The 11,091-nt window shown below is 70.3% G+C and carries 8 protein-coding genes; all 8 read right to left on the bottom strand.

All coding sequences use genetic code 11. The annotated features are described in order from the left end of the window. Positions 1 to 23: 23 nt before the first annotated feature. Positions 24 to 893 carry an ESX secretion-associated protein EspG gene (locus G6N51_RS21005; protein WP_083176308.1) on the bottom strand — a complete coding sequence of 290 codons (870 nt, stop codon included), beginning with the start codon at positions 891 to 893 and terminating at the stop codon, positions 24 to 26. A gap of 10 nt (positions 894 to 903) precedes the next feature. Next, complete coding sequence (locus tag G6N51_RS21000) at positions 904 to 1,194, bottom strand: WXG100 family type VII secretion target (RefSeq protein ID WP_083176306.1); 291 nt, start codon at positions 1,192 to 1,194, stop codon at positions 904 to 906. 33 nt (positions 1,195 to 1,227) lie between these two features. Beyond that, positions 1,228 to 1,521, bottom strand: a complete 294-nt coding sequence (gene esxG, locus G6N51_RS20995; protein ID WP_083176304.1) for a type VII secretion system protein EsxG — start codon at positions 1,519 to 1,521, stop codon at positions 1,228 to 1,230. Positions 1,522 to 1,583: 62 nt separating this feature from the next. After that, complete coding sequence (locus tag G6N51_RS20990) at positions 1,584 to 3,074, bottom strand: PPE family protein (protein WP_174814334.1); 1,491 nt, start codon at positions 3,072 to 3,074, stop codon at positions 1,584 to 1,586. Between the two features lie 2 nt (positions 3,075 to 3,076). Next, on the bottom strand, positions 3,077 to 3,385 hold the full coding sequence (locus tag G6N51_RS20985) for a PE family protein (protein ID WP_083176340.1): 309 nt from the start codon (positions 3,383 to 3,385) through the stop codon (positions 3,077 to 3,079). 10 nt (positions 3,386 to 3,395) lie between these two features. Continuing rightward, entirely contained in the window at positions 3,396 to 7,370 is a 3,975-nt protein-coding gene (gene eccCa, locus G6N51_RS20980) for a type VII secretion protein EccCa (protein WP_083176342.1), read from the bottom strand. Then, positions 7,367 to 8,977, bottom strand: a complete 1,611-nt coding sequence (eccB, locus tag G6N51_RS20975) for a type VII secretion protein EccB (RefSeq protein ID WP_083176344.1) — start codon at positions 8,975 to 8,977, stop codon at positions 7,367 to 7,369. The genes eccCa and eccB overlap by 4 nt, the downstream gene beginning before the upstream one ends. Next, positions 8,974 to 10,827 (bottom strand): type VII secretion AAA-ATPase EccA, encoded by a 1,854-nt coding sequence (gene eccA / locus G6N51_RS20970; RefSeq protein ID WP_083176356.1) that lies wholly within the window; start codon positions 10,825 to 10,827, stop codon positions 8,974 to 8,976. Before eccA ends, eccB begins: the two co-directional genes overlap by 4 nt. Between the last annotated feature and the right edge of the window lie 264 nt (positions 10,828 to 11,091).

Raw genomic sequence — 11,091 nt, 5'->3', positions numbered from 1 at the left:
TCGGGTCTCTTGTTGGGTGGCGGTTATGCGTGTTGGGGGGTGAAGTCCCGGGCCAACCGGTGGCCGGAGAACCATTCGGACTCCGGCAGTAACGCGGTCAGCTGTTCGATCGCGACGGCGATCGCAAACGGTGTGCCGGGGGCGAAGGTCGACACCCACTCGCCGTCGAATGCGCGCGACGGGGTGACCAGGATCCGCCCCGCCGCCGCGTCGACGATGCTCATCCCCACCTCGGTGGTGGCGTGCCGGCCGTCGCGGCGGCAGCCGGCGACGATCTCGACGTAGCTGCGCGGACCGGTGAACACCGACTCCACCACCCGTCGCGCTGACTGCGGGATGCCCAGGTAATCAACGACTTCGGCGAGCGAGGCGCCCGAACGCAGCCGCTCGTCGGCCCGCGCCCCGACCCGCGCGGGCATGGTGAACTCGTCGAAGGAAGCCGGCGGGCGTTGCGCCAGCCCGACGCCCAAGACCGGAACCAGCGCACGCGGGTCGTCGATGTCCATGGCGGTGAACGTGATCAGCTGCGCGCTGCGCAGCGCCACCACCGTCTTGGCGGTGACGGCGGGGCGCTGCGCGACGATGCCGCGCAGCAACTCCCCGGCGCCGCCGTCCTTGGCGGGGCCCACGTAACGCAGGTCGAGCCACCGGTCGGGGAAGCAGACCGCTCTGATCCAGTCGGCCACCGCCGGGTTGATCGCCCCGCCCTCCGATACCAGACCCAGCTGGGTCAGCTCGGCCTGCTGGCGTTCCAGGAACGCCTGGCGTTGCGCGGCATCGCTGTACGGCGAGGTGATCGCCAGCACCCACGGGAAGCTGCCCGCCCCAATGGTTTCCGCGATGAACCACGCGTGGTCGACCGTCAGCTCGACGGCGTTGGGCTCAGCGTTCATCTGAGGAGGACTAACCGCCCCATTTGGCGGCTTCGGCCTGGTCGCGGGCGAGCATGGACATGGTGTTGGCCTCGTGGGTGCTGGCCATGGCCTGGTAGGCACGCACCAGGCTGTCCATCGCCTGGTTCCACTGGGCCTGCCACACCTGGTAGGTCATACCGGTGTCGCCCTGCCAGGCGTTCGACAGGGTCGCCTGCTCGCTGGCGATGTCCGATCCGAGCCCCTGCAACGTGCCGGCGTAGCCCGACATGTCCGCGGCGTGGCTCAACATCGCCGGGTAGTTGTACATGATCTGGGACATGACAAGTCCTTTCGCGGTTGGTGGCGGCTGGGGTCAGAAGGCGGTGTAACCGGAGGCTGCCGCGGCGTCGGCGGCCACGTAGGTGCCCGCGGCGTCGCCGAGGTTGGCCTGCGCGATGTCCAGCAGGGTGTTGACCCGCGCGGCGGCCTCGACGAAGCGGGCGTGCGCGGCCTGGAACGCGGCCGACGCCTCGCCCTGGTGGAAGGCCTGCGCCGACATCGCTTCCTGCTCGGCCTGGCTGATGGTGCTGCGCATCAGCGCCGCCTTGGCGCTGAACGCCGATTGCGAGGCCACCAACTGCGGAATATGAGCGTCCAACATGCTCATGGTGCTTCCTTTCTTTTCGGTCCCGTGGGATTTCGCTGACTGCCGGCATCGTGCCGACCGCCTTACCCCCCTTCCCTCGGCTCGGTCGGGCGTGCCGGGTCCTGGTCGGCGTCGTGGTCCCAGGTGCCCGGCATCATCGGCATCCTCGGGCCGCCACCGAACTCGCCGTCGGTCAGCTTGGTCAGTCCGGCCGCCCGGAAGGCGCGCTCTTTGCGCGCGGTGCCGGCGAAGCCCAGCGTTCCGGCCCCCGCGCCGGACGCCGCCACGGCCGGCCACTCCTCGTCGCCGTAGTCGGGAGGAACGTCGAAGTCGGCATCCATGTCGGCGAATTCGTCGGCGTGGTCGCGCATCGCCGCCCGCTTCCGCCGCCGCGCCCGCGCCTCGGCCCGGCTGGCCGCCGCCGCGCCGGCCGCGGGGATGGTCGCCGCGGGCGCCTTGGCGCCACCACGCCCACCCAGCGTCGGGCCGACACCGGTTTCGGGGTCACCGCCGTAGGCGACCAGGTAGGCCAGAGTGCTCGGCGCGGGCGCCGGGGCCGGGGCGGGAGCCGCACCGGAACCCGCGGCGACCGAAGTGGCCGGAGCCCCGGCGGGAGTCGCCACCGTGGGGGCCAGCGCGACCGCCGGCAGCATCGACGCCGGCCTGGTCGAGGTGACCAGCGGCGTAGCGGCGGGCGCCGCGGCGACCGGCGCGATCTCGGCGGGCGCGCTGAGCAACGAACTCAGGCCGATGCCCAGCAGCAGCGGGATGAGGAAGGGTGCGGTCAGGATCGCGCCCCAGGTCGGCCAGCCGACGGCGTTGAAGAACACCTGGTAGGCGACGAAGAACAGCAGCGGGCCGTTGGCGGCCAGGAAGGCGGGCAGGTTCGAGAAGAAGTTTTGCAGCACCTGCTGAATGTTCGAGAAGAAGTCCTGCAGGAACTTGGACAGCTGCTGGAAGAAATCCGAGATCGGGTTGGACGAGCTTTGCAGGGTGTTGACCGCGGCGTCGTTGGCCTCGCCGCCCGGCCGCACGATGGACGGCGCCGGGGCGCTGCGGGGGGCGGCGGCGAGCGCCGCGCCCGAGGTGGCCTGATAGGCGCCCATCACGGTCGCGGCCTGGACCCACATCCGCGCGTAGTCGGCCTCGTTGAGCGCGATCGGGATCGTGTTGATCCCAAAGAAGTTCGTCGCCACCAACACCCCGTGGATGGTGTGATTGGCGGCCAGTTCCCCCAGCGTGGGCATGGCGGTCAGGGCGGCGGTGTAGGCCGCCGCCGCGACCTCGTGCTGCGCGGCCACGCCCGCGCTGTCGGCGCTGGCCTGCTGCAGCCACGCCAGGTAAGGCGCGTGCGCGGCCGCGTACTGCTCCGACGTCGGCCCCTCCCACGCCCCGGCCTGCGTCTCCCCCACCATCCCCGTGAGTTCGGCTGCCGCCGTGGCGTATTCAGCGCTCAGCGAGCTCCACGCGCCGGCGGCGGCCAACAGCGGTCCCGGTCCGGGACCGGCGCTCAGCAGCGTCGAATGCACCTCGGGCGGCGAGGCCATCCAGACGGGCACAACGGGGGACGTCATGGTCAGGCGCCCGTGAACCCATACGTCGCGGCGGCCGAAGCGTCCCCGGCGAGATAGCTGGCGCCGGCCTCGCCGACGCCCACGCCGGCGCGGCCGAGCTCTTCGACCCCTTGGGCGGCGACCGCGGCGTGCTCCTGGCCCTGCGCGCTGAACCCGATGGCCGTCTGCAGCGACACCGGATCCACCGCCGGCGGCACCACCGCGGTGATGGCCGGGGCGGCCGCCGCATGCGCGGCCGCCAGCCGCGCCGTCAGCGCCTCCACCGCGGCGCTGGTCGCCGCCAGGCCCTCGGGAACCACTCGCAACGTCATGACTCTCCCCTTACTGTTGCGTTTCACCGGACATCGCGGCCTCACCCACCAACGGGTTGACCAACTGCACGTAGGTCGGACTATCGCTGTCGCCCAACAAGATCGCCCGCCCGGCCGGCAGCCGGCCGAACCGCTGACCCCGGATCTTGCCGCTGTCCTGCGGATTGCCCGCCAGCATCAGCGCGGTGGCCTGCAAGTCGTTGAAGCGGCGCAGCAACGGATTGGTCATCAGGGCGTGCCCGGATCCGGTGGCCCGCGCCGTGACGATCACCCGCAGCCCCAAATCGGCCGCCTGCGACAGGATTCCGATCAGCGGGCTCCACGGCCGCTGCCCGACGTAGGGGCCGCTCATCGCCGGGGTATCCGGTATCTGGTCGACGTCGTCGATGATCAGGTAGTGGGTGTGGCCCGCGTACGTCCAGCGGGCCAGCTCGCCGGGCGACAGCCCGGCCGGGGGACGCCGGGATTCGATGATGCTGGCCAGGCCCAGCATCGCCGGGATGACGCGGTCGATGTTGGCGGCGTATTCGTTGTCGGGGAACAGCGGCTCGTCGACCAGGTGCAGCCGTCGATCCAGCACGGTGAAGGCGACCTGATCGGGCGTGGAGTTCTCGCGGATGGTGCGAATGATGTGGCGCAGCAACGTGGTCTTGCCGGACTTGCTGTCGCCGAACACCATCAGCAGCGGCTCGTCGGCGAAGTTGACGACGACGGGCGCGAGGTCCTCCTCGCGCTGGCCGATCACCACCTGCTCGGGCCCGCGATAGATCGCGCCGACCGCCTCGGGAGCCAGGTTGGTCGGCAGCAGCCGGACGGGCGGTGCGGCCATGCCCGGGTAGCGCGCGTTGAGCGCGGCCACCTGCTCGAGCTCCGGCGCCGCGAACAGGAAGTGCTCGGCGGCCATGGTCAACCCGCGGCCCGGCTGGTCGTGCGGCACCGCTTCGGCGGGGCGCCGCAGCGCGCCGACGAGCCGCACATTGCTGTCCCGCGGATCGTGCAGCTTGAGCTCGAGCCGCAGCCCGAGGCCGTCGCGCATCGCCAGCGGCACCTCGAGCCAACTCGGCGTCGTGATGACGACGTGGATGCCGTAGGCAAGCCCGACATTGACCAGCTCGGTCACCTTGGCCAACAACGGATTTCGGGTGTTGAACTGGTCGGTGTTATCCCGGCCGAACGCGTACAGGTTATCGATCACCAGGAACACCTCGCCGTAGCCGTCATCGGGGGCGGCGCCGTGCCGGTCGCGGAACACCTCGCGCCGCTGCCGGGACAGCAGCAGCTGCTCCAGCTCGCCGAAGGTGCGCCGGATGCGCTCGGGTTCCAGCGCGGAGGCGACGCTGCCGACGTGCGCCAGGTCTTCCAGCGCCCGCAGCTTGCCGCCGCCGTAGTCCAGGCAGTAGAACGTGACGTCGCGCGGCGAGTGCAGGCTGGCCGCCGACAGGATGAATGTCTGCAACGCGGTCGATTTGCCGGACTTGGGGCCGCCGTGGATCACCATGTTCCCGGCCGACGAATTGGCGTCGAACATCAGTGGGTCGCGGCGCATTTCGAAGGGTTTGTCGATCTCGCCCAGCGGCCACTGCCACTGGCGCTGCGGCACCCCGGCGCGCGCCAGCGCCGCGGTCAGCGGGATCGGCTCGTCCAGCGGCGGCAGCCACAGCTGTGGTGCCCGCGGTCCGTACCGCGCCAGCTGGTCACCGATGGTGGCGATCAGCTTGCGTGGCGGCCCGGTGAGCTCCTGGTCGTCGGCGGTCGAGATCACCGTGTCCTGATCCGGCTCGACGCGCTCGGCCGTGAACAGCTTGGGCTCCGGGGCGGCATGCACCACAAAGGACTTCGCCTGCCGCGGCGGCTCGTAGATGCCATCGACGTACGTGCTGCGGAATTTGATCGGGGCCGCGCCCGGGGCGGGCACCAGAAAGCCCACGCCCTTGTGCTCCTTGCCCGATTCGATGTGGTAGGCGTCCTCCACCCCGATGATCTGGCGGGACACGCTGGGGCTGGCCACCTTCAGCCCGATGCGGTAGGAGGTGTTCTTGTCGATGTCCTTGATCTTGCCCACGTCCAGCGTCTGCGACGCGAACAGGATGTGGATGCGGAACGAGCGGCCCTTGCGCGCAACGTAGTCGAACAACTCCGCGTATTCGGGGTGGTCGGCCAGCATCAGGGTGAATTCGTCGGCGACCACGAACAGCGTCGGAATGGGCGGCAGGTCGTGTCCGGCCGCGACGGCAGCCTCGTATTCGACCACCGAGTTGAACGCGCTGCCCTGGACGCGGCGGCCGGCCTCACGCAGCAACGTCTCGCGACGGGCCACCTCCCCGCGCAGCGTGTCGGCGAACCGGTCGGCGAGCGATTTCTTCTCGGCCATGTTGGAGATCACGGCGACGACCTGCGGGAAGTGGCGGAAGCTGTCGGCGCCGGCCTCACCCTTGAAGTCTGCGTAGATCACGATCAGCCGGTCCGCCGAATGAGTTGTCAACAGCGACAACAGGATCGACATCAGGGTCTGCGACTTCCCGGAGCCCGTCATACCGATCATCAGCCCGTGCGGGCCCATCCCGCCCTCCGCCTCGTCCTTGAGGTCGAAGAACAGCGGCTCACCGGTCGCGGTGACGCCGATGGGTACGCGCAGCTCGTCCTCGCGGCGCCGCGGCGCCCAGAGCGTGGGGACGTCCAGCCGCGAGGCGTCGGGAATGCCCAGCAGCGTGGTGAAGGTGGCGCCGCGGGTGGCCGCCGAGCGCAGACCGGTGTGGGTCGGGTTGGAGTCCCAGCGCGCCAATTGGCGCGCCAGGTGGGCGGCGTCGTCGGCGCCCAGCCGGTCGGCCTCGTCGATGTAGGGCTGCCAGCCCCCGGTCTGCCAGCGCACCAGGGCCCCCGCTTCGCTGCCCTCGCCGATGATGCGCAGGATCGGCCTCTCCGGGTCCGAATACTGCTCGCGATGCGGCGGTGTCGCGCTACGGTGCACTACGGTGACGCCCGCCCGTCCCAGCGCCAGCGCCGAGGTGCTCGGGTCGAAGTCGGGGTCGTCGACGACGATCAGCAGGTGGCGCAGCGTGTCGGCGGGCTCGCCGGTGAACGCCGGGCGGTCGACGAACGCGGGGCCCAGCAGCAGGACCAGTTCGTCGGGGTTGGTTGTCAGCAAGCGGGCCGGTCCGACACCGTCGAACTCGCCCGGAACGTCGGTGTGCGGAAGCCATTTCAGCCAGGACCAGTCGGGGCTCTCCAGGTCGCGGGCGACCAGCGCCACCCCCAGCACCGTCGGGTCGTGCCACGTCACCGCCTGGGCGATCCACGCGCGCATCGCCGCCCGCGCGTCCTCGGCCTCGCCCACCACGCTGATCCGCGAGACCTTGGTCAGGTCGATTCCGGTCGGCACGTCGCGAACGATGCGGTGGGTGTCGAGCAGGCTGCGCAATGCGCTGTGCGACACCGGCTCCAGGTCGATCTCGTCGGCGGTGTCGTTGACCCGCAGCGCCGTGCTCAGTGGAACCTGGTGGCGGCCGGCCCGCACCACCAGGAAGTCCGGGTCGTGCGGGTCCCGCTCCCACTGCCGGCGCGAGCCGGGCACGCTCGCCAGGGTCGTCGGCTCGGGGTGCGACCATTCGGCGGCGGCGCGCTGCTGGGCGGCCTGGGTGCGGATGTTGTCGCGCACCACCGACAGGTAGCGCAGGTAGTCGGCGCGTTCGGCGTCGACCTCCTCCGTGCGCGTCTTGCTGTCGTTGCCGCGATACATCGCGGTGGCGGCCAGCAGCAACACGAACGGGAAGAACAGCGTCTGCGGGGAGATCAGCCGCATCCCGGTGGCGAACAGCGCGACGACCATGCCGACGATCAGGATCACCAGCACGTAGGGCATCGCCCGGCGCAGGAACGACGGCGGGATCACCCGCGGCAGCTCGGGCGGCGCCTCGATGGTGATGGTGCCCTTGCGGGTGACCGGCGGCGCCAGCCGGCGGCGGGCTTCGAAGATGAGTCGGCTCATCGGGGCGCTCCCTCTGCTGATGCCACGCGGCCGGGCTTGGTGTCGGGCGCCAGCCCGTCGTGCGCGAGCAGCGCGTCGGCGCGCGACAGCGTGGGGCCACTGGCGAACAGCGACAGCACCGACCACGGGGCGGGCACCGCCGGCTCGCTCAGGCCAAGGGCCTCAACGGTTTTGCCGCGCCCGGCGGCCGAACTCTCCGCCTCGTTGTCGATACCGTAACGGACCCCGGTGTCCGACACCCAGAACAACGACCCGGTGCCGGGCGCGCCGGCGCCGCCGGTGACGGTCTGGGCGAAGTACCCGGTGCCCGGGGCCAGGGCGACGCGGGTGGCGGTAGCCGGGGAGGCGCCGACCAGGTCGACGGTGCGGATCGACTCGGGCACCGGCAGCGCCGAACCGGACATCAGGCTCAGCGAGCTGGTGGCGGCGCCCGCGGGCTTGCTCCAGTACGCGCACGTGACGGGGTCTTTGGCCGCGTCCACGACGGTGACCTGCTGGTCGGGATAGCGCGAGGTGTCCAGCATCCGCGAAACCGGCAGCTTGGCCACGGCGTCGGCGCCCAGCCGCGGCGGTTGGTCCAGGCCATAGGAGTTGGTGTTGCGCAGGATCGCCGCGAGCACCGGTGAGATGGGCTGCAGACCGTCGGGCAGCACCGCGTAATAGCGCGCCGCGCCCGCCGAGTTCTGGTCCAGCGCATAGGAAACCACGACCGCGCCGATCGGGGCGGGCACGCTGAAGCCCGCCGGGGCGCCGGCGTTGGGGATGGCCGGCGCCGCCAGCGGCGGCGCCTCGGGGACGGCGTTGAACAATCCCAGCGCGATGGGCCGGGGCGCGGGGATCTCCGAGTTGTTCAGCCCGAGGCCGAGCGCGTTGGTGACGGCGTGGTCGGCCAGGTTGATCTGGCTGCGCCTGCCGTCCCACAGCAGCCAGGTGCCGTTGCCCTTGTCGGTCGGGAAGTCCACCAGAATCGCCTGTTTGGCGTCGAGCTTGGCCGCCCGCGCGCCGCTGCTGTCGGGGCGGCCGGCGATCACGGTGACTCCGGTGCTGTGCACGGCGTGCGCCGTCCCGCCGATGCCGTCGCACACGGTCCAGTTCGCGTCGCGCGTGGTGTTTTGCACCATGCGCTCCGGCGCGCCCGGAATGCCGATCAGATTTCCGCGCGGAAACCGGTCCAGCTCAGTGCTTTTCACCGTGGCGGGGTTGACGGGCTTCCCGACGATCAGCCGGGCCGAGGTCAGGTTGAGCACGGGGTGCAGCTGGTCGCCGACCCGCACGTACAGGGCGGCGGTCGACCGGTCGGCGAGCACGGCGTTGGTTCCCACCGTCCCGTTGGGCCGGATCAGCGAGAACACGAAGCAGCCCGCCAGGCCGGTTGCCAGCAGGACCACGCCCATCAGCACCGCGCGCGACTGGGTGCGCAGCGGGTCGACGAGCATCCGGGTGTCGTGCAGGGCGATGCCGGAGGCGATGCGCCGCATCACGAATCGCCAGCCGCTGACCTGGTGGCGGGTGACGAAGCCGCGCCGATATTCGACCTGGTCGGGATTGTCGTTGACCGGGGTACGCGAGGCGAACGAACGCCGGTCGTCCGATTCGGGATTCGTCATGCCGGCACCGACAGGCCGAGGCCGCGCAACAACGGCTCCACCGAGTTCTCGACGTCCTGGTCGGTGATGGTCATCAGCTCCTCGTCACTGAATTCCCCGGTCCCCGCGTGGTCCGAGTGGTCGAGCCGGAATTCGCGTTCTTCCTCCGAGCGTTCGACGATGTTGCGAACGAAGCGACCGTTGCCGGCGATGTCGAGGTTGCGCCGCGAAATTCCGTTGGCGTCCGGCGTCGACTCCGTGGCGAGCTTGGTGAACAGCGCCTCCATGTGGTCGAGCGCGGCGCGTTCGAAGACGCTGTCGCGCTGCTCGGCCATCTTGGTCGCGATCTCGACGAGCTCCGACGGTGCGTAGGAAGGGAAGTCGATGTTGCGGGTGAACCGGGACCGCAGGCCCTCGTTGGTGTCCAGGAACTTGTCGAGGTCGGCGCGGTACCCGGCGATGATGACCACCAGCCGGTCGCGGTCGTTCTCCATCCGCGCCAGCAGGGTGTCGATGGCGACCAGTCCGAAGTCGTTCTTGGCGCCCGTGGCGACCAAGGCGTAGGCCTCGTCGAGGAACAGCACCCCGTCCAGGGCGCTGTCGATGATCGCGTTGGTCTTGGCCTCGGTCTCGCCGATGTGCTGGCCGATCAGGTCGGCGCGGTGCACCTCCCGGATGTTCTCCCGCTTCAACAGCCCAAGGCCGCAATAGATCTTGGCGACCACCCGGGCGATGGTGGTCTTACCGGTGCCGGGCGGCCCGGCGAAGACCAGGTGGTGGGCGCGCTGCGCGACGGCCAGCCCGCGCTGCTTGCGCACGAGTTCCATGGCCACCGAGCTCTTCAGCCGCGACACCTGGTTCTTGACCTCGTCCAGCCCGATGAATTCGGCGAGCTGGAGTTCGGCCTCGTGCAGCAGCACGGACTTGCGTTCGTGGGCCGCGGGGTCCACGAAGTCCTCGGCGCTGGGCTCGGTGTCCGGGTCCCAGGGGTCGGTGCGCGCCTCGATCCGGGCCGCGGTGGTGGTGACGATCCCGAAGCTGGTGTCGGACAGGGCCTGCTCGATCTGTTCGTTTTCCGGATGGGCCGCGTACAGGTCCTGCAACACTTCGCTCGCCGAATCCTCGTCGACGTGCGCGCGCAGCACGAGCGCCTTGGCCAGCGCCCCGTCGACCGCCGCCACCGCGACGGGACCCTCGGGTTCCTCGAGGTAGGACAGCGCCGGGGCGAACATGCCCAGCTGCGCCAGGGCGGTGCCCAGCGCGATCCTGGCCGCGTGCGAGAAGGCCTCGTCGAGGTCGGCGTGGTTGACGACCGGCGTCAGTAACTTGACGACGTCCGACCACCGCTCCGCGCGGTAGTTGATGACGACGGCGACCCAACGGGCTTCGCGCCAGTCCGGGCGCCGCGTGGTCAGGCCGGTGACGATCCGGTCGGCGTCGGCGAACCGGCCGGCCGTGCCCAGGGCCGCCGCGTAGGCGAGGTGGAAGTCGTCGGGGGTGACGGCGCGGAACTGCAGATATAGGCCGGTGTCATAGCGGAAGCCCAACGCGCCGGGCGCCAGGTCCACCTTGCGCTGCAGCGTGCCGGCCGTCGTCACGGTGTGCGAGACCGCCTCCAGCACCCGCAGGGACGTATCGCCGGCGGCAGCCAGGCCGGTCCAGGCGTCGCACTGGTCGTGGGCGATGCGGGTCAGCGCGGTGAATCCGGAGCGGGCGGCGGCCAGGTCGGCCGGGCGCTGACGCTGGTAGACCGAGAGACCGAGCGCGCGGCAGCACGTCGCGAACCGGCTGACGACGTCACCGTCGACCCGCGCTTCCACCCGGGCATTGACGGGCTGAGCGGCGAGCACGCCGGTGTCACCGAGTTCCACGGCCACGCCTCTCCATTTGTGTAGCCTCCCCTAACCTAACCCGCCTGAAGTTAGCATTGCATAAGCTAAGTGTCGAGGCGCCAGGGCCCGTCCGACTCACCACTCCACTCCTCGTTCACTACCGCCAATGCGGATGATAAACCCCAGGTTTATCCGCATTTCCGGATATTTTGCGGCCGCAGCGGGTTGGCAGGCCGTCGTCAGCCCCTCCTAAGCGGCCGAGCTTATCGAAAATCATTTTCATTATCAATCCGAGTCCCCCCT

This window comes from Mycobacterium paraseoulense (assembly GCF_010731655.1).
In the GTDB taxonomy this organism is placed as follows: Bacteria; Actinomycetota; Actinomycetes; order Mycobacteriales; family Mycobacteriaceae; genus Mycobacterium; species Mycobacterium paraseoulense.
Note: the sequence above shows the minus strand (reverse complement) of the source record. Positions and strands in the feature narration are given on the sequence as shown.

What these genes read in the sequence shown, in the direction of transcription:
- G6N51_RS20985 (WP_083176340.1), bottom strand. Translation starts at nt 3,385, where the DNA reads ATGACGTTGCGAGTGGTTCCCGAGGGCCTGGCGGCGACCAGCGCCGCG.
- G6N51_RS20990 (WP_174814334.1), bottom strand. Translation starts at nt 3,074, where the DNA reads ATGACGTCCCCCGTTGTGCCCGTCTGGATGGCCTCGCCGCCCGAGGTG.
- G6N51_RS21005 (WP_083176308.1), bottom strand. Translation starts at nt 893, where the DNA reads ATGAACGCTGAGCCCAACGCCGTCGAGCTGACGGTCGACCACGCGTGG.
- eccB (WP_083176344.1), bottom strand. Translation starts at nt 8,977, where the DNA reads ATGACGAATCCCGAATCGGACGACCGGCGTTCGTTCGCCTCGCGTACC.
- esxG (WP_083176304.1), bottom strand. Translation starts at nt 1,521, where the DNA reads ATGAGCATGTTGGACGCTCATATTCCGCAGTTGGTGGCCTCGCAATCG.
- G6N51_RS21000 (WP_083176306.1), bottom strand. Translation starts at nt 1,194, where the DNA reads ATGTCCCAGATCATGTACAACTACCCGGCGATGTTGAGCCACGCCGCG.
- eccCa (WP_083176342.1), bottom strand. Translation starts at nt 7,370, where the DNA reads ATGAGCCGACTCATCTTCGAAGCCCGCCGCCGGCTGGCGCCGCCGGTC.